The following is a 19,576-nucleotide window of genomic DNA, read 5'->3' as shown; positions in this document are numbered from 1 at the left end:
CGGGATCCGGCCCTTGCCTGCGCTGATCTACGAGCGGAAAGTCGCCGTGTTCCAACTCTGGGAAACAGACGCGTGGCCGAACCGTAATCGGTTCGGCCACGCGATAATTCAGTTTGCCGTGCGGTTGCGGTGCGCGGCGGGAGCGGCCGGACGCGCGGCGCGACGACGAGAATTCGTCGGCGTGTCGCCCGTGCGGGCGTGTCCACCGGAGCGCGTGCGCGGCTCGTGTGCCGGACGCTCGCGGCGCGGTGCGCCACCGCGGCCCGCCTCGGCGGCAGGCGCGCCACCGGTGCGTGGACGACGGGTCCGCCCGCCGCCGTTCGCCGACCTGGTCGGCTGCGCGGGGGCGACCGGCGCGGCCAGTGCGATCCCACTGGGCTTGCGGGCGCCGGTGATCTCCACCAGGTTCCGGTCGCCGGGGCGCACGTCGACACCGTCGGTCCGCACGCCCGCCTTGCGGGTCATCGCGGCGACGTCCTTGCGCTCCTCGTCGGTGACGAGGGTGACCACGACACCGTCCTCCCCGGCGCGCGCGGTGCGGCCCGCACGGTGCAGGTAGGCCTTGTGCTCGGCGGGCGGGTCGAAGTGCACGACCAGCGAGACACCGTCGATGTGGATGCCACGCGCGGCGACGTCGGTGGTGACCAGCACCGGCACCGACCCGTCGGCGAAGGCCGCCAGGGTACGGACCCGGTTGTTCTGGGCCTTGCCGCCGTGCAGCGAGCCCGCGTCGACACCGGCGCCGCGCAGCTGCTTGGCCAGGCGGTCGGCGCCGTGCTTGGTGCGCACGAACATGATGGTCAGGCCCTCACGCGCCGCGATCTCGGTGGCCACGGTGCGCTTGATGTTCTTGTCGCGCACGTAGAGCAGGTGGTGGGTCATGGTGCTGACCGAAGCCTCGGCGGGCGCGGTCGAGTGGGTCACCGGGTTGTGCATGTAGCGCTTGACCAGCTTGTCGACATCACCGTCGAGGGTGGCCGAGAACAGCAGGCGCTGACCCTGCTTCGGGGTGCGGTCGAGCAGGCGGGTGACCTGGGGCAGGAAGCCCATGTCGGCCATGTGGTCGGCCTCGTCGAGCGCGGTGATCGTCACATCCGACAGGTCGGCGTTGCGCTGCTTGATCAGGTCGTCGAGGCGGCCAGGGGTCGCGATGAGCAGGTCGACACCGCGTGCGAGGCGATCTGCCTGGCGCTTGATCGGCGCACCGCCGACGACGGAGGCGACGCGCAGGCCCAGCGAGCGGGCGGCCTCTTCGAGGGCCTTCTCGATCTGGGTGGCGAGTTCGCGGGTCGGTACCAGCACGAGGCCGCGCGGGCGGCCCGGCTTGGACTGCGAACCCTGGGCCAGGCGGGTCAGCATCGGCAGGCCGAAGGCCAGGGTCTTGCCCGAGCCGGTCGGGCCGCGACCGAGCACGTCACGCCCGGAGAGGGCGTCGCCGATGGTGGCGGCCTGGATGGGGAAGGGCTTGTCGATACCCGCGTTGCGCAGGGTCTGCACCAGTTCGACGGGTAGGCCGAGTTCGGCGAAGGTCGGTTCGGTGGGCAGGGCAGAGTTGGTCAAGGTGGCCTTTCGTTGGGCTGCGAATCGCGCCGAACGATGATCGGCGCCGATTACCCGAATACGCGCTTCGGCGTGAGCGGGGTGCGGCCCAGCAGGAAGGACCGGTCTCCCAGGATAGGCGTGTTCGGCCTCGGTTGGGTAAACAGGCTGGTCAGGTAAGTGGTTGTGGCAAGGTCTGTTCCGCCGCGAAACAGGGAGCGGCGCGAGCGCCGCCGCGCTGGGAACGCTCGCGGCGTACGGCGGGGGATCGCCAGGTCAGCCGTGGAAGAGCCGGCTGAGTTCCTGCAGCCATGGCACCGCGACAGCGAGCGTCGGTACGACCAGAATCGCGGCCGAGCCGAGGTAGGCGGCGGTGGCGACTCTCACGTCTCCGGTGCGGCCTGCGAGCCGTTGGATCCGGATCAGCGTGCTCGGACCGCCCGCGGCGAGCGCGCCCTGCGGTGCGGTGGACTTGGCGCAGGCGATCAGGGCGCGGGCGAGCGGTTTGGGCCCGGTGACCTTCACCGCGGAGTCGTCGGCGAGCAGTTCGATCAGCAGTTTCACCTGGCCGAGCGCGGCCTTGCTGCGGACCACCCGGGGAAAGGCCTCGTGCACGGCGGTGAAGGCCTCGAGGACCAGGTCGTGGCGGGCGCGCAGGTGCGAGCGCTCGTGGCTCACGATGGCGGTGACCTCGGAGTCGTCGAGGCTGGTCAGGGTGCCTTCGCTGATCACGACCCGCTGACGAAGGCCGGGCAGGCAGTAGGCGATGGGTTCGGTGGCGGCCAGCACGCGGATATCGGCGGCGCGACGTACCGGGCCACTCTGATCGAGCAGGTCGACCAGCATGCGATGGCGGGAGCGGCGGCGCCGGGTGTGGACACCGACGCGCACGATCGAGAACATCAGGCGGGCGCCGACCATCAAGGTGAGCGCGAAGACCAGCACATACAGCGTCCACAGCGGCAGACCGAGCGCGTCGATCTCCTTGGTGGGCGAGGTGGTCGGCCTACCGTCGGGGCCGGGGACCAGCAGCAGACTGGCGATGGCCAGTCCGGATCCGAAGGCGCTGAGCACGGCGGCCAGGGCGATCGCCTGCCACAACACCAGCGCCGCGCGCGGGCTGCGGTGCACCCAGGTAGCGCGACTGAGCAGCGCTGGTACCGGCCCTGCGAGAAGCAAGGCGAGACCAGCAAAGACTGCCGCGGTTGCGTTCATCGACTCTGCTCACTGCGTTGTGGGGCCAGGGGCGCTCACCCCATTGTGAGAGCCGCCAGGGAGTCTAGCCGCTGTTTTCGTCGGATTCGAGCTTGGCGAGCGCCTCGCGCAGGGCATCCGCCTCGTCCTTGCCGACCTGTTCGACGAAGTGCACCAGCGCCGCGGCGCGACTACCTGCGGCGTCGGCCTGTTGCAAGGCGTCGACCATCAGGCTCGCGACCAATTCGTCGCGGCTGTGCACCGGTGCGTATCGATGCGCGCGATCGTCGCGTCGCTGGACCACCAGATCCTTTTTCGCCAGTCGCTGGAGCACCGTCATCACCGTGGTGTACGCGAGCTCGCGCCGCGCGGCCAGTGCTTCGTGGACCTGCCGCACCGTGAGTGGCTCATCGGCCGACCACAACTGGTCCATGACCGCTTTTTCGAGTTCGCCGAGACCTGCCATCCCACCGATTTTACGGCCTCAACGACAAACATGCGTACTACAGTTTGTCGTAACGGGGTGTTTGCTGTGTGTCATTCGTCATAGTCGGCCGCGCCGTGCACGTGTCTGGTCCCGATCGGGACGATCATCGGCCGTCCCGAGACCGGATCGGTGAGCACGGTGGCTTCGAGACCGAACACCTGCGCGAGCAGTTTCGCGGTGACGATGTCGGCCGGTTTACCGCGCGCGACGATCTTGCCGTCGCGCATGACGACGAGCTCGTCGCTGTAGCGGATCGCGAGATTGAGATCGTGCAGCACCATCACCACCGTGCGCCCGAACTCGGCGTGCAGGCGGTCGACAAGGTCGAGCACTTCGAGGGAATGCGCGAGGTCGAGGTAGGTGGTCGGCTCGTCGAGGAGCAGGATGTCGGTGCCCTGGGCCAGGGCCATGGAGATCCAGGCCCGCTGTCGTTGGCCGCCGGAGAGTTCGTCGAGGGTGCGGTCGGCCAGGTCGGCGATGCCGGTCTGGGCCAGCGCGGCGGCGACCTCGGTCTCGTCGTCGGTCGACCACTGCCGCAACCAGGACTGATGCGGATGGCGTCCGCGCGCGACCAGGTCGGCGACGGTGAGCCCCTCGGGGGCGACGGGTGTCTGCGGCAGCATGCCGATCACCCTGGCTACGTCCTTGGTCTTCATCGATGAGATGGCCTTGCCGTCGAGGACGACCTGTCCCTCGCGCGGGCGAAGCAGCCTGCCCAGTGACTTCAGCAGCGTCGACTTACCACAGCCGTTGGGGCCGATGACCGTGGTGACCACGCCGGGAGAGATGTCGAGTGTGAGCTCGTCGACGATCACCCGGTCGCCGTAGCCGAGGGAAACGGTATCGGCGGCGAGGCGGTGGACGGGGCTGGTCATGAGAGCGTGGCCTTCCGATTCATGCGGACGAGCAGGTAGAGCAGGAACGGTCCACCGAGCGCCGCGGTGACGATACCGACCGGCAGATCGACGGGCAGCAGCGTGCGCGAGATGATGTCGGCGCCCGCGACCAGGGCGGCACCGGTCAGGGTCGAGGCGATCAGAGGTTCGCCGGGCGTGCGCAGTGCCATCCGCGCGATCTGCGGCGCGGCCAGTGCGACGAACCCGACCGGCCCGACGGCCGAGGTCGCCACCGACGCCGCCACCACGGACGCCCCGATGAGCAGCGCCTGCTGGGACTGGATCCGCACGCCGAGCACCCGGGTCGATTCCTCGCCGAGGCGCAAGGTGGCCAGCGTCCGCGCGGACACCAGCGACACGACGGTCACCACCGACAGGGCGATCACGGCGGGCACGACCCGGGACATGTCGGCCGCGTTGAGCGATCCGTTCAGCCAGACCTGGGCGCGCGCGGCGTCGGTGAGGCTGGCGCGGGTGAGCAGCCAGCTGATCACCGACATCAGCACCGCGTTCACGCCGATGCCGATGAGAACGAGCCGGAACCCGGTCACACCGCGTTCGCCGCCGCGCCCGCGTCCCCAGGCCAGGAGATAGATGACAACAGCGGTGAGCAGGCCGCCGGTCAGCGCGGCGAGAGGTGCTCCGACGGTCGCGATCAGCCCGGTCGTCGCGCCACCGCTGCCGACCAGCACCGCGACCGCGCCCACACTCGCGCCGGTGGTGATGCCGAGAACGTCCGGCCCGGCGAGGGGGTTGTGCAGGATCGACTGCATCAGCGCACCGGAAAGTCCGAGCGCGGCGCCGACGACCACCGCTGTGAGCGCGCGAGGCAATCGCGATTCGATGATGATGAAGCGTTGTGAGCGGGAACCGCCGCCGCCGAGCACATCGAGCACGCGCCCGAGCGGGATATGGGTGTCGCCGACGGCGATATCGAGGCAGAACAGCAGAAACACCGCGACTGCCAGGGCCAGGACGACGCCGAGCATCACCGGACGCAGCACCAGCGACACCGGCCCGACCCGCAGCGCGGGACGCACCTTCCGCAGCGCGGCGTCTGCTTGCTCAGCGCCCACGGAATCGGCGTCCAGGACAGCCTTGTTCGTGTCGGCCGAATGATGGTCGAGCCGATCGCTGCCCACCGGAGGGGTACCTGCTTCCCCGGCGCCCGCCCGAACTGTGTGGTCGGCGTCCGCTCGATTCGCACCTGCCTGCTCGGAGCCTGCCGATTCGGCCGGTGTGTTCGGCTGAATCTTGCTCACAGCGACACCAACTTCTTGCGACGCACCAGCGCGATGAAGAACGGCGCACCGACGGCGGCCAGCATCACGCCGACCTGCAGTTCTCCCGGTGGCGCGATCACCCGCCCGGCGACATCGGCCACCAGCAGCAGTAACCCACCCAGCAACGCCGAGTAGGGGATCAGCCACCGATTGTCCGGCCCGGTGATCACCCGCGCGATATGCGGCACCACCAGCCCGAGGAACGCGATCGGCCCGACCGCCGCGGTGGCGGCACCGCTGAGCAGCACTACCGCGACCAACCCGAACGCGCGCGCCCGCCCGACGTCGACACCGAGGCCGCGCGCCACATCGTCACCGAGGCTCAGCAGATTCAGCCCCGGCGCCGCCGCGACCGCCATCGCCATCCCGAGCACGAGGAATGGCAGCACCTGCCAGAACACCCCGGCTTCGCGACCGTTCACGGTGCCGACCACCCAGAACCGGTAGGTGTCGAGCGCCGCGTTGTCGAGCACGATGACCGCGTTCGTCATCGCCTGCAGAAACGCGGTGACGGCCGCGCCGGCCAGGACCAGGCTCAACGGGCTCGCCTTACCTCCGCCGATCGAGGACACCCCGAACACGATCATCCCCGCGATCGCGGACCCGGCGAAGGCGAACCAGATGTACTGCGCGGGCGCGGTGAACCCGAACGCGAAGATGCTCAGCGCTGCCAGAAACCCCGCGCCGGCATTGAGTCCTAACAATCCGGCATCAGCGAGCGGATTCCGGGTATACCCCTGGATGAGCGCGCCCGCGACGCCCAACGCCATCCCGGCGACCAGGGCCAATGCGGTGCGCGGCAGACGAAGCTCACGCACGATTTCCTCGGCGGTGGAGCGGGCCGGGCATCGGAACGGGCCGCCGTCGCAGCCGAGGGCGTGTGTGACGGCGTCGAACACCGTGGTGGGTGCGAGCGAGCGGGTGCCGACGGCAATGCTGGCCACCACCGCCACGGTGAGCAGGACAACGAGCAGAAGAAGCCCGGTCAGACGACGACGTCTGACGGTGCCAGGGTGGATCACGGCGACGAACTTCTCCTGCCTCGAAACCGGACACGACTTGTGAAGTCTGGTAAGCCTAACCTATGTTCCGAGACATCATCGTCACGGGAACCAACCGTTCGAGGAGGTTCGATGTCCGAGCCCGTCACCACCGCCATGTCCCGCACCACCGCCGCGTTCGATCGCGCCTGTGCCCGGTTGCAATCGCTGCAACCCGAGCATCCGCGCGTGTATGCCGTCGCGGCGATGAGCGGACAGGGCAAACGGCGATGGTGGCATGTCCCGAACGGGCTCTCCGAGGGTCGCGTCGAGCTGATGTACCGGCGCCACGCCGCGGAGATGATCAACGACGAGATCGCCGCCGAAGTGGTCGCCACCGCGCTCATCCACGCCGTCGCGGGCCGGGTCACCGCGCTGTTCGTCATGGATGCCCAGGCCTGGGATCCCGGTCGCGACAACCTGTGGATCCACCACGACAACGACGGCGGTATCGACTGGGCGGGGCTGTCGGACACCACGATTCGGGTCGTCGACTGTGATCCCGAACCCGGCGCGGTCGCCTTCCCCTGCGAAGCCGCCATGGCGGTCTGGCTCGCTCAACGCTGCGCCTCCTCGCTGATCCCGTTGCAGTCGGTGCTCACCCGCTGCTCCGGCCTGCCCGCCCGCCGGTTCTGGACCCTCGTCGGCGAATCCATCATCGGCGCGGCGACTTACGTCCCCGACCTGGCCCGTGCGGATGTGTCCGCGGGCGCCCGCCGCGGCCAGCTCCTGCTCGGCGCCTTCGAGGAACGCGGCCTTCCGGTGCGCCGCAGCAGCTGCTTGCAGCGCTAGTGGGGGGCGTGCAGGGCGGCGGCGAGCTCGTGGAACGACGCGAGGATCAGCTTGTCGTAATGCTCGGGGTCGGGCATCATCTCCGCGTTCGTGGTGATCGCGATGACGATCTCGTCACCCTGCGAGGTGATCAGGTGGCGTAGGCCGTCGCCGTCCAGAATGGGGAGCGCGCCGACCGCTCGCGTGACCGGGCGCCCGCAGAATTCGAGGGCGTCGGTCACCGGCGGGACATTGCTGATCGTGGTGTTGCACAGCGGGACCGTCGGGGACGCGTCGAAGCGGCGCTGCGCCCTTGCCCACCCCGCGGCGCGCAGGAGCAGCGCGGGCGCGGTTTCCACGCGCAGCTCGGTGCGCTGCACGACCGGGTCCCGCGTTCGTTTCTTGGCCGCGCCCGCGGAGTCCTGGATGGCGTGCAAACGGGCGATCGGGTCGGCGATGTCGGTGTGCAGGTCGACGACCATCTGGGTGAGCTTGTTCGCCGAGTCCCAGTCGGCGATGCCGCGCATCGACATCGGCACCATCGCGGCCAGCGAGCCGTCGGGCGTCTCGTCGTGCTCGGCGAGGTAGGTGGCCAGCGCGCCCGCGATCGTCGTCAACATCAGGTCGTTGATCGTGACCCGGTGCGGTGCGGCGTTCTTGGCCGCCAGTACTTCCCGCATCGGAATGGGTGTGAGGTGAAAGGTCAACGCCGAGTTGATGTCTCGGTTGAAACGGGTCGCCGGACGCTCGGGGAGTGGTTCGCGCACCGCACCGGTCTCGACGAGTGCCCGCAGTTGCTCCCGCGCGACCCGGAAGCGGCGCAGTCCGGCTACGAACCGCATCGGGCGATATCCGAGCGCGGCGATCGTGCGCACGGCGGTCGAGAGCGGCCGGGCCGGCTCGAGCCGCACCGGCGGTGCGGGTTCGGTGCCGAACAGCAGCCGTTCCAGCTCTCGGGTCGCGATACCGTCGCCGACACTGTGGTGGAACTTGACCACCACCAGCGTCGTTTCGCCGGGCATCGCGGGCACACCGTCCACGCGATCGAGGATGTGGATCTCCCACGGCGGTCGCGTGAGATCCATACGCGCGGAAGCGAGTTCGGCTATCCGGGTGCGAGCGTCATCCCAGTTGCCCGGCCGCTCGAAGCTCACGTGCGCGTCGACCGACAGCGTCGGGTCGGGTACCCAGTACGGCAGATCCGCGTCCAGCCGCACCCTTCGCAGCCGTCGATGGAACAGCGCCGCGTGCCCGATCCGGCTGTGTGCCCACGCCAGCGTCTGTTCCGCGTCGAGCGGTGCGGCCCGCGTCGAGTCGGCGAAGTACACCGCCACGATATGGGACAGGTGCCGGTCGGTCTCGTCGTAGACGAAGACCGCGTCCCGGGGACTCAGCTGCCGGGTGCCCACCCGGAGTTCGGTGCTCATATGCCCAGGGCTGTCGCCATCATCGGCCATGAGGCGTGCAGGTCGTCTTCCCAGTAGCCCCAGGAGTGGGTGCCGGTCGGGCGGATGTTGTAGGTGATATTCGTCCGGCCGAGTTCCCTGGTGCGCTGCGCCAAATTCGCCGTGCAGTACGCCGTCGCCGCTTCGATGCCACCGCCGACGAGCATTTGATTCGTGAGAATCGACGTCGGATTCTTGCCATTGATGTGCACGCGCGGATTCGACAGAGTGTCGTGCGGTCCCGGCAATCCGGTGCCCGCGGAAATGTAGATGGGAATATTCGGCAAACGATGGGCTTGCACATACGGATCGTGCTCGCGCCAGGCGGCGTCGCTCTCGGGACCCCACATGTTCTCGGTGTTCCCGCCGCCCATCCGCACGACCAGGGAGACGAAGGCGCGGCCGATCGGATCGCTGGTCATCGCGCAGCCGCTGTACGCCGAGACGCTGCGGTACAGGTCAGGCGCCTGGATCGCGAGATCGAGCACCGACGTCCCCGCCATCGAGATGCCGGCCAGGGCGTTGACGCCGTTCGTGTCGAAGGCCGCGTCGATCACCGGCGGCAGCTCCTGGGTGAGGAACGTCGTCCACTTGTTGTTGCCGTTGTTCTCGAGGTTCTTCGCCAGGCCCGGGTCCGGTCGCTGCCAGTCGGTGTAGTAGCTGAACGCGCCTTCCATCGGGATGACGACGTTGACATGCTTGTCGCCGAAGAATCCACCCGCATCGGTCTGACCTGGCCAGTTGGCCGAATCCTCGCCGCCGCCCGCGCCGTTCAGCAGATACAGCGTCGGTGCCGGGGTCGAGGTGTCGACCGGCCGGAGCACCCGCAGCGCGATCGTGCGATCCATGGCGGGGGAGTACACGCTGATGTCGGCGACCTGGCCGGCGTGCGTCTGACTCACCAGCCGTGCGCCGGGCGCGGCCGATGCCTGCGCGCCGTCGACGAAGACCGGCGTCGAGGCCACGGCGAGGGCGCAGACGGCCGACATGATGGCGCGGAGCATTTGGTTGTTCATGGTGTCGCGAGCCTGCTGACTTCTCGGGCGGAAACGGGGGCCTGCCACCTGTGGCCGACCCCCGAACCGCGCTGAACTACGTTCGCTGGGATTACTTACCCGGGGTGGGCGTGCCACCGCTGGCGCTGATCAGCGCCTGGACGAAGGGCAGGGCCGCGTTGCTCAGGCTGCCCGCGCCGGTCTGCATCAGTTCGTAAAGGGAACCCATGTGAAACTCCTGGTAGTGAGGTGGATCGGATTACGGGAAGAAGGCTTCTACCGAACCCAGGAAGGCGGCGAGCAGGCCGTCGCCTTCGGCCGCGGAACCCAGTCCGGCGATCGCGGCCATCATGATCTCGGTCAGTGAACCCATGTGTGAATCTCCTTGCTTGGTGGTGGAACAAACTGCGTGCTGGCGGCTAGCCGGTGTAGGGTCCGCCGCTCGCGCTGATCAGTGCGTCGACGAAGGGCAGCGCGCCATTGCCGAGACTGGCCATGCCGGTCGAGAACAATTCGTAAAAGGATCCCACGTGTAACTCCTGAAGATGAGGTGATCGGGCTACGAGAAGAACGCTTCCAGCGAGCCCAGGAAAGTCCCGAGCAGGAGGTCGCCCGAGTTCGCGGACGCCATTCCTTCCAGGACGCCCAGCAGCAGCTCATCGAATGAGCCCATGATGTCTCTCCTTGCGCTGTTGTCTAGCCCCCGGAACTGGGGTGGCCCCCACGGTCCGGGTGGTCATCACGATCGGTAGCTGATGTGATGCCGGTAACGTAGCGCCGCTGCAGATGTGTGGCAAGCCGATGTTTCACTCACGGTGAATCGTTCATTTTTTTCTTTCCCGATGGAAGCTGTTCGGCGATTGCCGCAGCGCGTCCGGGGACTACGTGTGACCTGTAGTTACTGCGACTGTCTGGCACAGTAAGCGACCGTTTCGCTGCGAACGCGCACGTTCATCGTGAGTGCGTCAAGGGGGATTGATATCGGCGATGAGTAGGCTGATCTGCGGTGAATTCGAAGAGTGGGTGAGGAGACCGGCATCGCCGGCCCGGCGATCCCCTGGCGGAGAAGGTGTCGATGGCTGTGGCTGAAGTGGGTCCTGCCGTTGCGGATGCCTGTTGCCGGACCGTTTGCCGGGACCTGAGATTCCCGGTGAGTGAGACGATATCGGCATTCCTCTTTTTTCCGGCTCGCGATTGTGTCCTATTATGCATAGACGCTATCAAAATGCGGCGTTGACACCACTCGGCCAGGTCGGTAGGAATGGATCGGGGGTGGACCGTGAACGGCCCACCCCCGACGGCATTGCCGCGTATTACTTACCCGGCGTCGGCGTACCGCCGCTGACCGAGATCAGTGCCTGAATGAAAGGCAGGACGGCTTCGCTCAGGCTGCCTGCGCCGGTCTGCATCAATTCGTAGAGTGATCCCATTGTGCGTTCTCCTCGGGTGCTGAAATGAATAGCGAACTCGTCCTCGAGTTCAGCAGTGTTCGTCGGGTGACGCGGTTTACGGGAAGAAGGCTTCGACCGAGCCGAGGAATACGGCGAGAAGGCCGTCGCCCTCGACCATGGAACCCAGTCCCGCAATTGCGGCCATCATTATCTCCGTCAGCGAACCCATGGTGAATCTCCTTGCATGATCGGTAAGCATCCCGCCGGAAAATGGGGATATCGTCGGCCGGGATGTGGATCACAATCAGATCTCTGTTGTGATGTGGGTAACGTAGCTCCGCGAATTTTCTCCGGCAAGGAAATCGCCCGATTCGCGTAATTCGGCTCAGGATCCTTCCCGGTGGAAATGGTCGTCGGTATTGGTACCTGTCACGAAGGATCGCGCCGTGACCTGTACAGATGTCCAGTCACGTCAGATCGGCGGTGAACGGTGGCGTTCACCGCCGTTTCTGTCAATCCCCCTGGAGCGGGCCGCGCCAGATCCGGGCCGGAATTCCGCTGACCAGATCCTGGCGCCGCAACACCTGGATGCGCCACGGATCGAGGCGAAGTACCTGGAAGGCGGGGTCTTGCGGCCCCTGCCAGAACTGCCGGGGGTCATAGCCCGCGCCGGGCGGACTGCCGTGCCGGTACAGGTCCCACACGTGTGCCCGCTCGCCGGGGTCGTCGGTCCATTCGGCCACCGTGTCGACGGCGACGGTGTTCTGCGCCGGGCTCCAATAGGAAAATGTCACGTGCGGATTTCCCGCGATATGGGCGGCTTTCACCGGCGTGCGATAGGTGCCGAGCCAGCCGACCGGGCGGTCGGGCTCGGTTTCCCAGACCGGAATCAAGACGCGCGACCGCGGTCGGCCCTCGGCGTCGACCGTGGTCATGGTCGCGTAGTTGACGGTGCCGACGATGGCGTCGAAGTCGGCTTTGATATCGGCGAAAGTGTGGACCTGGGCGCGGCCGCGGGTACTCATTTCCGCTCCTCGACGCGTTCGAGCACGACGACCGGAATCGGCTGCGCGGCCAGTCGTGCGTAGTGGCGGTAGACGGGTGCTTGCGCGAGCATCGACTGCCAGAGCCGTTGATACTCCTGGCCTTCGGCGACGCGCGCTCGCACCCGGAACCGATCTGCTCTGACCTGGACCTCCGCCTCTGGTGTGGCAAGCAGATTCCGGTACCACTGCGGGAGCTCGGCACGGCCCGGCACCGAACCGGAGGCCACCAGGACGAGGCGGTCGCCGTCGTCGCCGAAGAACAGTCCGGTGCGCCTGCGCACGCCGGTGCGGCGGCCGACGGTGGTGAGAACGAGGTTGGTGGTGCCGCCTTCGAGGAAGCCGTCACGCCCGTCGGTGGCGAGGTAACGGCGGACGTGGTCGGTCACCGAGGGATCGGGGCTGTCGGTCACGGTGGGAGTCATGGATTCACCCTGCGCCTGCGGCCTTCGGGTGAACTCAGGGTCGACTCGAGGTATCCGGCGCGGGTGCGGCGACCGGCGCATGCCGGCCGCACTCGTGAGTCGGCTCGGTGCGGTGGTGCGGCTCTGTGTTGCCCGCTGGACTCAGGGTCGACTCGGAGTTCGGGCGGAGTGCAGAGTGTGGGGGTCGGTGGCCCGGCCGGTGTCGAGTTCGGTGGCGAATTGGCCGGCGCCGATATCGGCGATGATGCGCGCCCCGATGCGGTTGACGTCGCCGCGCTCGGCGTCGGGCAGCGGGGCGCCGGTGGACCGGCGGAGTGCGTCGGCGGCGCCGAGCAGCTGGGCCGCGTGCGTGGAATGCCCGGCGAGCGAACGGGCTCCGGCCAGGCCTTCCAGCGCGAGCGCGTGGGCGCGGGGATCGCCGGTGCGCAGCGCGGAGTCCAGCCCGCGCAGGTGCTGTTGTTCGGCGTCGTCGGCGTCAGCCGCCAGCTCCGCGGTGAACCCGAGTTCGGCGAGGATCAGGGCGGCGCCGAAATGCGATCCGGCCCGCAGGTGCCAGTCCAGCCAGGCGCTGAGATGTTCGCGGGCCGCGCGAAGGTGGCCGCGGCGCCGCGCGACCAACCCGAGCCCGAGCACCGCGGACTCCTCGCCCACGAGGTGACCCTGCTCGACCGCGACCCGACGGGCTCGTTCGTGCAGGTCGGCGCTGCGTTCGAGTTCGCCGCGCAGCAACGCGATCCGGCCGAGGGAAGTGAGCCGCTCACCGACCTCGGTCCACAGTCCGAGTTCCTCGGCGGTCGCCAGCGCGGTCCGGTGGTGGTCACGGGCCGCGTCGAGGTCGCCGGTCACCTCGGCGTGGCTGCCGAGCAGGAATCCCGCGATACCCTGCCCCCAGCGATCGCCCACCCGCGTGAACAGGTCCATGCTGCGCCCCGCGTGTTCACCCAACCCGGCCAGATCGCCGCGGGAGAACGCCTCGCGGGCCAGCGATACCGAGGCCGCCGCGACGCCCCAGTCGTCGCCGGCGAAGGCGGTTCGCAGGTCGGCCGCGCTGTCCATCCCCCGCTGCGCGGCGAATCCGGTGTGCACGTGCGCGAGATACCACCGGGCGCGCAACTCCGCCGGTAGGCGGTGTTCGACAGCCTGCGATCGGTCGGCCGTGCCCACTGACCCGGTGTGTTCGGCGGTGGTATCGCCCCCGTTCCCCGGCGCCGACTGGTCGCTGGCCGGTGTGTCGTTGGTGCGGCCCGCGCCGAGCTCGAGGGCGCGCCGCCACAGCAGGGCGACCCGGCGTTCGGCGGGATCGGTCCCGCCCGGCACGGCCAGTGCGATGCCGAGGGATCGAATGCCCTCGGCCAACCGGCCGCGCATCACCCAGTACCAGGCGAGCGCGTTGACCAAGCGCAGCGCTTCGCCGGATCGTTCTGTCGCGCAGGCGGTTTCGAGTGCCCGGCGCAGGTCCGCCGACTCGGCGTCGAGCCTGGCCAGCCAGCGTCGCTGGTCAGCGGTGCGCAGGTGCTGGTCGGCGCGTTCGGCGAAGGCGACGTAGTAGTCGAGATGCCGCCGCCGAGTGGCGGATTCCTCGCCGCTCTCCCGCAACCGGTCGATACCGTAGGCGGCGACCGATTTCAGCAGGCGGTAGCGCGGTCGGGAATCGGCGCCGGGCGTGATGACGAGGGAACGGTCGACCAAGCGGGCCAGCACCTCCGCCACATCGACACCCTCGACGTCACCGCCCGCGCACACCGCCTTGGCCGACTCCAGGGTGCCGCCGTCGGCCTGCGCCGAAAGACGCCGCAGTACCGAACGTTCGGCCTCGTCGAGGAGCTCCCAGCTCCAATCGATCACCGCGCGCAGGGTGCGCTGACGGTCCGGCGCATCGCGATACCCCGACGACAGCAGGGTGAAACGGTCCTCGATCCGCTCGGCGACCGCATGGACACCGAGTGCGCGCACCCGCGTCGCCGCCAGCTCGAGGGCCAGCGGCAGGCCGTCGAGATGGGTGACGATAGCGGCGACGGCGTCGGCATTGTCATCGGTGACCGCGAAGCCGGGCGCGCTCGAGCGGGCGCGCTCGACGAAAAGCTGTGCGGCAGGCGAGGTCTCCACGTCACTCGACCGGGCAGTGCCGTCATGCGGATGTTCCTGCGCCCGCGTAGCCGTCGCGGAGCGGATCTCGGGCCCGCCACGCTGCGCCGCGTTACTGTCGGACGCCTCGGCGACCCGTGAGGTTCGCGTGGTGGGCAGGGGCAACGGGGCCACCGGCCAGATGTGTTCGCCCGCGATGTTCAGCGGTACCTGGCTGGTGACCAGCACGCGCAGTTCCGGCGCGGCGGCCAGCAGTCGCGACACGATCGCGGCGGCCGCGTCGACGACGTGCTCACCGTTGTCCAGCACGAGCAGCACCTGTTTGGCGCGCACCGCGTCGGCGAGACGGTTGAGCTGAGTGCCGTTGCCGCGCACCGGGAACGGGCTCGAACCCGCGGAATCGTCGCGGATATCGAAGGCTGCCGCCACCACCTCGGTGAGTGTCGTCAGCGCGCTGTCCGGTTCGGCGTCGAGGCACAGGCCGGCGAGCTCGACGAACAAGACGCCGTCGCGCGCCGAGTCGGCCGCGGCGGTGGCCAAGGCGAGACGGGTCTTGCCGACCCCACCGGGTCCGGTGAGGGTCACCAGTCGTTCGGCCCGGATCAGCGCGTCGATCGCGGCGAGATCGTCGTCGCGCCCGATCAGCGAGGTCACCGGCACTGGCAGCGTGGGGCGCGGGGTCACGGAGGCGCTGGGCGCGGTCCGAACCGGCGCGCCCAGCGCCGGATCCTGTTCCAGCACAGCACGATGCAGGCCGGCGAGCTCGGGACTCGGGTCGAGGCCGAGCTCCTCGGCCAGGTGCTCGCGCAGTCGCCGATAGGAATCCAGGGCCTCCCCGTGTCGTCCCGATCGGTACAGCGCCAGCATGTGGGCGGCCCGCAGACGTTCACGCAGTGGGTGGAGTTCGGTGAGCTCACCGAGCTCGTCGGCGACCCGGTCGTGTTCGCCGAGGGCGATCCGGGCCTGCGCGAGTTCCTCGACCGCGGTGAGCCGCTGTTCCGCGAGCCGAAGTACCGGGATCCGCGCGAAGTCGTGATCGGTGAGATCGGCCAAGACCTCGCCGCGCCACAATGCGAGCGCTTCCGCGAGAAGTGTTGCGCGCGTGGCGGTGTCGTCGGTGGCGCGCGCCCGCTGGAGCAACAGCTGGAACACCTGGGAGTCGACGGCACCCGCGGCGACGTCGAGGAGATAGCCGGGGGAGCGCGATACCAGCAACTCCCGCCCGCCCGCTTCGGCGTCGCCGAGGACCCGCCGCAATTGCGAGGCCCTGGTCTGCAAGGAGCCGGCCGGGTTGGCGGGCAACGCCGTGCCCCACAGGTCCTCGACCAGTCGATCGGCGGGCACGATCCGGCCGGGTTCCACCAACAGCGCGCCGAGCAGTACCCGCACCTTGAGCTCTGGAACCCGGACGGGCTGACCGTCGTCGGTCCAGACCGCCAGCGGACCGAGCACTCCGAAACGCATGTCACCCACCCTAAACGGGGGTCGACGATGCGAGGTGGCCCGCACCGCGGTGCGCGGCTCGAGGTCGTCTGGAGTCGACCCGAAGGGTTCCCGAAGTGCGGCTCGGCACTGTTGCTCGCAAGTTCGAACCTGAGAAGGGAAACTCCTGATGTCCGAGTTCACCGATACCCCCGAGCGGGCTGGCACCCGCCAATGGCTGGGTCTGGCGGTCCTGCTGCTGCCGACGGTCCTGCTGTTCCTGACCATGACCGTGCTGTTCCTCGCCACCCCCTATATCGCGGCCGACCTGTCGCCCAGCAGCGGCCAGCTGTTGTGGATCAACGACATCTACGGATTCGTGATGGCCGGGTTCCTCGTCACCATGGGCACCCTCGGTGACCGGCTCGGCCGCCGCAGGCTGTTGCTGGCGGGTGCGGTGCTGTTCGGCATCGCCTCGATCGTCGCCGCGTTCGCACCGGGCCCCGAACTGCTGATCGCGGCTCGCGCGGTGATGGGCCTCGGTGCGTCGGCCGTCATGCCCGCCACGCTGTCGCTGATCACGACCATGTTCCGCGACGACCGGCAGCGCGCCACCGCCATCGGACTCTGGGCCGCGTCGGTCTCGGCGGGTGTGGCGCTCGGGCCGCTGCTCGGCGGTCTGATGCTCGCGTCGCTGTGGTGGGGTGCGTCGATGCTCATCGGTGTGCCGGTCATGGTGCTGGTCGTGCTCGCGGTGCCGGTGCTGATCCCCGAATACCGTGCACCGCTCGCGGGTCGGCTCGATCCGATCAGCGTCGCGCTGTCGCTGGCCGCGCTGCTGCCGTTCGTCTACGGCGTGAAGAAGCTGGCCGAGTCCGGGATCGCCGCCGAATCGGTGCTCACATTGCTCGCCGGTGTGCTGTTCGCGGTGGTCTTCGTCCGCAGGCAGCTGCGCCTGGCGGATCCGCTGCTCGATGTGCGACTGTTCGCCAACCGGACGTTCAGCGGTTCGCTCGGTGTGTACATGCTCGCCGCCATCGCCCTCGGCGGGGTGTATCTGCTGTTCACCCAGTACCTGCAGTTGGTCGCGGCCCAGTCGCCGCTGGCGGCCGGGCTGTGGATCCTGCCCGCCGCCCTCGGTCTGGTCATCGTCTCCACCGTCACCCCCGCCCTCGCTCGCCGCATTCGCCCCGCCTACCTCATCGCGGCCGGTCTGACCGTCTCCGCAATCGGCTATCTGGTCCTCACCCAGGTCGCAAGCGAAGCCGGGCTGCCCCTGCTGATCGTCGGTTTCTACATCCTCTACCCGGGCATCGCCCCGGCGATGGCACTGATCCCGGGTCTGGTCATCGGGGCCGCACCGGCGGAGAAGGCGGGCGCGGCCTCGGCCGTGAACAGCACCGCCAGCGACCTCGGCGTGGCATCGGGAGTCGCCCTGCTCGGCAGCGTGGGCGCCGCGATCTACCGCGCCGACATGTCCGACGCCGAGGGTGCCGCCGCGGAAACCCTGCCGGGAGCACTGAGTTCGGCGCAATCGCTGCCCGCCGATCTCGCCGACTCGGTCATCGCCGCCGCTCGTGAAGCCTTCACCAACGGCCTGAACGCCGCCGCGTTGACCGCTGCTGTGCTCTCGGCCGCGGGTGCGGTGCTGGCGGTGGCATTGCTGCGACGAATTCCGGCCGGTGCGACTTCCGTGCCGGAAATCGATGAGGCAAAGGAGGTTTCGGCGGCGGATGGTGGCGCCGGGCGAACCACCGTCGCCGTCTGATCGCCGCGGGATCCCCGTCGAACACTGCGATCCGTGGCACCTCACCGGTGCTACGGATCGCTGTACTGCGTTGTCGGTCGGCGGCGATGACCGCAGCGTGCCGACGGAGTCAGTCGCTGTTCCCGTCGGCTCGCTCGGCGGGGGAGCGGCGACCGGTCACGATCATCAGTAGTGCCGCCGCGGTGCCGGTGATCGGCGTGCCGTTGCCCGCGGCCCACGCGGTGTCGGTGGCAGTGAGCGCGTATCCCACCAGCCGATCTTGGGCGTGGAAGGGCGCGCCCATCGTCCACACGCGGTCCAGTGCGAGTCGCGCCGGCGTCGAGGGCATGACCCGGTCGATACCGAGTGGAACGGCAATGTCCTGGCCGTGGACCAACAGGTCCATCAGGCGGTCGATCGGTGTGGTGCCCACCGGGATGGCTCTGGAGTCGATGGTGGCGCGGAGCTCGGCGAGCAACGCGGCGGTCGGGGTGCGGTCGGCGTGCCGAACCGCGGTGTCGTGGATGAGCCGGTCGGTATTGCCGCGAGCGCGGATCAGATTCACCAGCAGCGAGACGATCGTGACGCGGGTGGCCAGCACCAGGTGTGCCGCCACATCCCTGACCCGCCACCCCTCGCACAGCGACGCGGTGTCCCACGCCGATTCGGGCAGCTCGCGCAGTAATTCGACCAGCGTGGAGCGCTCCTCGGCTACCGCCTCCCAGATCGTGTCGTTCATCGTGTCCAGTTCGGCCATCGTTGGAACCTCCGTCGCGTGGGTGTCCTCGGTACCGTAGGAGTTCCACCGAGGTGGAGGTGCCAGCGAAAGTGACTCACATCACCTACTTGACGATCGGCGAGCTCGCTGCCCGGACCGGCGTCGCGGTGCGCACGGTCCGGTTCTACTGCGATGCGGGCCTTCTCGACGCTGCCCGCACGCCTACCGGCCACCGGGTGTTCGAACCCGGCGCGGTCGATCGACTCCTGCTGCTGCGCCGGTTGCGTTCCTTCGGCATCGGGCTGCCCGCGATCGAGGACGTACTGGACGGCACCCGGTCGATCGCCGAGGTGATCGCCGCCGAACGGATCGCCCTCGACGACGAGCTCGACGCACTGCACCGGCGCCGGGCACTCCTGCGAGCGGTCGAATCAGCCGCCCCCGACGCACACGCCGAACAGCTGGATCTGCTTGCCGCCGTGGTCGATCCGCGAGCTGCCCGCGACGTGCTCGTAACTTTCTGGCGCCGCCAACTCGCCCCACTGCCGACCTCGGCCATCGACGGCTTCCTCAGCATGAACGTCCCCGAGCTCACGGCCGACGCCCGCCCAGAACACCTCATCGCCTACGCGGAACTGATCGGCGCGGTGTCGAACCCGGATATCGCCACCGCCATGTACGACACCATTCGCCACCGCAGCACCCCCGGCATCCGCGACGAACGCCGTCTCCTGTTCGACGTGGCCGACGCCTGCGTAGCGGTAGCACCCCTCGTGGCCGCGAACACCGCACCCCGACCCGGCGTGGAACTCGACCACTACGTCGACGTCCACGCCACCGCCCGAGCCCGTCGTGACACTGCGACCTTCCGCCGCCAACTCCTCACCGACGCCGCGGGCGCGGACCACCGGGTCCGCCGATACTGGCACCTCACAACAACTCTCACCGGCGAACGCGCGACCTCCGGCGCCACCCAGCTCTGGCTCTTCGACGCCCTGTCCTCCTCGGTTCGGCCAGGCGTCGGCGGTGGGGTGCGGAAGTAGGGCCGGAACACGGAAAGGGAGGCCGTTCGTGGCCTCCCTTTCCGGTGTTCAG

The 19,576-nt window shown here is 68.8% G+C and carries 15 protein-coding genes; 3 read left to right on the top strand and 12 right to left on the bottom strand.

Annotated elements, in window-relative coordinates; all coding sequences use genetic code 11:
- Positions 1–108: 108 nt before the first annotated feature.
- From ACQHI0_RS15765 to ACQHI0_RS15740, 6 genes are all read right to left on the bottom strand, one after another.
- Positions 109–1,560: a DEAD/DEAH box helicase gene (locus ACQHI0_RS15765; RefSeq protein WP_427908688.1), complete on the bottom strand. Its 1,452-nt coding sequence runs from the start codon at positions 1,558–1,560 to the stop codon at positions 109–111.
- A gap of 255 nt (positions 1,561–1,815) precedes the next feature.
- Positions 1,816–2,754, bottom strand: coding sequence for a M56 family metallopeptidase (locus ACQHI0_RS15760; RefSeq protein WP_266290226.1), 939 nt, complete (start codon positions 2,752–2,754; stop codon positions 1,816–1,818).
- A 64-nt stretch (positions 2,755–2,818) separates the two neighbouring features.
- Positions 2,819–3,208, bottom strand: coding sequence for a BlaI/MecI/CopY family transcriptional regulator (locus ACQHI0_RS15755; protein ID WP_279537543.1), 390 nt, complete (start codon positions 3,206–3,208; stop codon positions 2,819–2,821).
- A 62-nt stretch (positions 3,209–3,270) separates the two neighbouring features.
- Complete coding sequence (locus ACQHI0_RS15750; protein ID WP_427908687.1) at positions 3,271–4,095, bottom strand: ABC transporter ATP-binding protein; 825 nt, start codon at positions 4,093–4,095, stop codon at positions 3,271–3,273.
- Entirely contained in the window at positions 4,092–5,378 is a 1,287-nt protein-coding gene (locus tag ACQHI0_RS15745; RefSeq protein WP_427908686.1) for a FecCD family ABC transporter permease, read from the bottom strand. Before ACQHI0_RS15745 ends, ACQHI0_RS15750 begins: the two co-directional genes overlap by 4 nt.
- Positions 5,375–6,421 (bottom strand): FecCD family ABC transporter permease, encoded by a 1,047-nt coding sequence (locus ACQHI0_RS15740; RefSeq protein ID WP_427908685.1) that lies wholly within the window; start codon positions 6,419–6,421, stop codon positions 5,375–5,377. Before ACQHI0_RS15740 ends, ACQHI0_RS15745 begins: the two co-directional genes overlap by 4 nt.
- 111 nt (positions 6,422–6,532) lie before the next feature.
- Between ACQHI0_RS15740 and ACQHI0_RS15735 the strand changes: the two genes are divergently transcribed.
- A complete protein-coding gene (locus ACQHI0_RS15735) occupies positions 6,533–7,231 on the top strand; it encodes a hypothetical protein (protein ID WP_266290216.1) in 699 nt (232 codons plus the stop codon).
- Here the strand turns inward: ACQHI0_RS15735 and ACQHI0_RS15730 are convergent.
- From ACQHI0_RS15730 to ACQHI0_RS15710, 5 genes are all read right to left on the bottom strand, one after another.
- Positions 7,228–8,637: a wax ester/triacylglycerol synthase family O-acyltransferase gene (locus tag ACQHI0_RS15730; protein WP_427908684.1), complete on the bottom strand. Its 1,410-nt coding sequence runs from the start codon at positions 8,635–8,637 to the stop codon at positions 7,228–7,230. The genes ACQHI0_RS15735 and ACQHI0_RS15730 overlap by 4 nt on opposite strands.
- Complete coding sequence (locus tag ACQHI0_RS15725) at positions 8,634–9,671, bottom strand: alpha/beta hydrolase (protein WP_427908683.1); 1,038 nt, start codon at positions 9,669–9,671, stop codon at positions 8,634–8,636. Before ACQHI0_RS15725 ends, ACQHI0_RS15730 begins: the two co-directional genes overlap by 4 nt.
- Positions 9,672–11,553: 1,882 nt before the next feature.
- Positions 11,554–12,066 carry a pyridoxamine 5'-phosphate oxidase family protein gene (locus ACQHI0_RS15720; RefSeq protein ID WP_427908682.1) on the bottom strand — a complete coding sequence of 171 codons (513 nt, stop codon included), beginning with the start codon at positions 12,064–12,066 and terminating at the stop codon, positions 11,554–11,556.
- A complete protein-coding gene (locus ACQHI0_RS15715) occupies positions 12,063–12,509 on the bottom strand; it encodes a nitroreductase/quinone reductase family protein (RefSeq protein WP_427908681.1) in 447 nt (148 codons plus the stop codon). The genes ACQHI0_RS15720 and ACQHI0_RS15715 overlap by 4 nt, the downstream gene beginning before the upstream one ends.
- Before the next feature lie 141 nt (positions 12,510–12,650).
- On the bottom strand, positions 12,651–16,058 hold the full coding sequence (locus ACQHI0_RS15710; protein WP_427908680.1) for a BTAD domain-containing putative transcriptional regulator: 3,408 nt from the start codon (positions 16,056–16,058) through the stop codon (positions 12,651–12,653).
- A gap of 148 nt (positions 16,059–16,206) precedes the next feature.
- Between ACQHI0_RS15710 and ACQHI0_RS15705 the strand changes: the two genes are divergently transcribed.
- Entirely contained in the window at positions 16,207–17,784 is a 1,578-nt protein-coding gene (locus ACQHI0_RS15705; protein ID WP_427908679.1) for an MFS transporter, read from the top strand.
- Positions 17,785–17,893: 109 nt separating this feature from the next.
- Here the strand turns inward: ACQHI0_RS15705 and ACQHI0_RS15700 are convergent, their stop codons facing one another.
- Positions 17,894–18,520: a maleylpyruvate isomerase family mycothiol-dependent enzyme gene (locus ACQHI0_RS15700; protein ID WP_427908678.1), complete on the bottom strand. Its 627-nt coding sequence runs from the start codon at positions 18,518–18,520 to the stop codon at positions 17,894–17,896.
- A 71-nt stretch (positions 18,521–18,591) separates the two neighbouring features.
- Here ACQHI0_RS15700 and ACQHI0_RS15695 point away from each other — a divergent pair, with 71 nt between their 5' ends.
- A complete protein-coding gene (locus ACQHI0_RS15695) occupies positions 18,592–19,524 on the top strand; it encodes a MerR family transcriptional regulator (RefSeq protein WP_427908677.1) in 933 nt (310 codons plus the stop codon).
- Positions 19,525–19,576 lie beyond the last annotated feature (52 nt).

It is taken from the genome of Nocardia sp. FBN12, from assembly GCF_050320175.1.
GTDB lineage: Bacteria > Actinomycetota > Actinomycetes > Mycobacteriales > Mycobacteriaceae > Nocardia.
This window is presented reverse-complemented; position numbering and strand designations above follow the sequence as displayed.

Excerpts from the sequence above, each read along its gene's own strand:
- ACQHI0_RS15705 (WP_427908679.1), top strand. The coding sequence starts at position 16,207 with ATGTCCGAGTTCACCGATACCCCCGAGCGGGCTGGCACCCGCCAATGG.
- ACQHI0_RS15720 (WP_427908682.1), bottom strand. The coding sequence starts at position 12,066 with ATGAGTACCCGCGGCCGCGCCCAGGTCCACACTTTCGCCGATATCAAA.
- ACQHI0_RS15730 (WP_427908684.1), bottom strand. The coding sequence starts at position 8,637 with ATGAGCACCGAACTCCGGGTGGGCACCCGGCAGCTGAGTCCCCGGGAC.
- ACQHI0_RS15710 (WP_427908680.1), bottom strand. The coding sequence starts at position 16,058 with ATGCGTTTCGGAGTGCTCGGTCCGCTGGCGGTCTGGACCGACGACGGT.
- ACQHI0_RS15725 (WP_427908683.1), bottom strand. The coding sequence starts at position 9,671 with ATGAACAACCAAATGCTCCGCGCCATCATGTCGGCCGTCTGCGCCCTC.
- ACQHI0_RS15715 (WP_427908681.1), bottom strand. The coding sequence starts at position 12,509 with ATGACTCCCACCGTGACCGACAGCCCCGATCCCTCGGTGACCGACCAC.
- ACQHI0_RS15700 (WP_427908678.1), bottom strand. The coding sequence starts at position 18,520 with ATGGCCGAACTGGACACGATGAACGACACGATCTGGGAGGCGGTAGCC.
- ACQHI0_RS15735 (WP_266290216.1), top strand. The coding sequence starts at position 6,533 with ATGTCCGAGCCCGTCACCACCGCCATGTCCCGCACCACCGCCGCGTTC.
- ACQHI0_RS15750 (WP_427908687.1), bottom strand. The coding sequence starts at position 4,095 with ATGACCAGCCCCGTCCACCGCCTCGCCGCCGATACCGTTTCCCTCGGC.
- ACQHI0_RS15760 (WP_266290226.1), bottom strand. The coding sequence starts at position 2,754 with ATGAACGCAACCGCGGCAGTCTTTGCTGGTCTCGCCTTGCTTCTCGCA.